Source organism: Pseudomonas sp. P7758 (genome assembly GCF_013386485.1).
Lineage (GTDB): Bacteria > Pseudomonadota > Gammaproteobacteria > Pseudomonadales > Pseudomonadaceae > Aquipseudomonas.
Genome location: NZ_JACARS010000252.1, coordinates 1 through 347 on the forward strand (window position 1 = coordinate 1; position 347 = coordinate 347).

The window sequence follows — 347 nt, forward strand, 5'->3', positions numbered from 1 at the left end:
CTGCTGAAGTCGCCATGGACCTTCCAGCTCACCGAGTTCGGCCCAAAGAGACCCGGATCGCCCTTGGGGTTCTCCAGGTCGAGTTGGCCCAGCGACAAGCCGGTCAGGCTCATCAGCTGGTTTTCGATGCGGCTGCGAATGAATTCCATGGGTTCCTATCGGTTGAGGCGCTTGTCGATCAGGCCGTCCACCACGCTCGGGTCGGCGAGGGTGGACGTATCCCCCAGGCTGTCCAGTTCGTTGCAGGCAATCTTGCGCAGGATCCGCCGCATGATCTTGCCTGAGCGGGTTTTCGGCAAGGCCGGCGCCCATTGAATCAGCTCGGGCTTGGCGAAGCTGCCGATTTC

Annotated in this window: 2 pseudogenes; both read right to left on the minus strand. The window is 61.7% G+C overall.

Annotated features, from left to right (window positions below):
* Positions 1-149 (minus strand): annotated as a pseudogene (locus HX873_RS31275) (histidine kinase); the annotation flags it as partial.
* A gap of 6 nt (positions 150-155) precedes the next feature.
* A pseudogene (locus HX873_RS31280) lies at positions 156-347 on the minus strand (acetyl-coenzyme A synthetase); the annotation flags it as partial.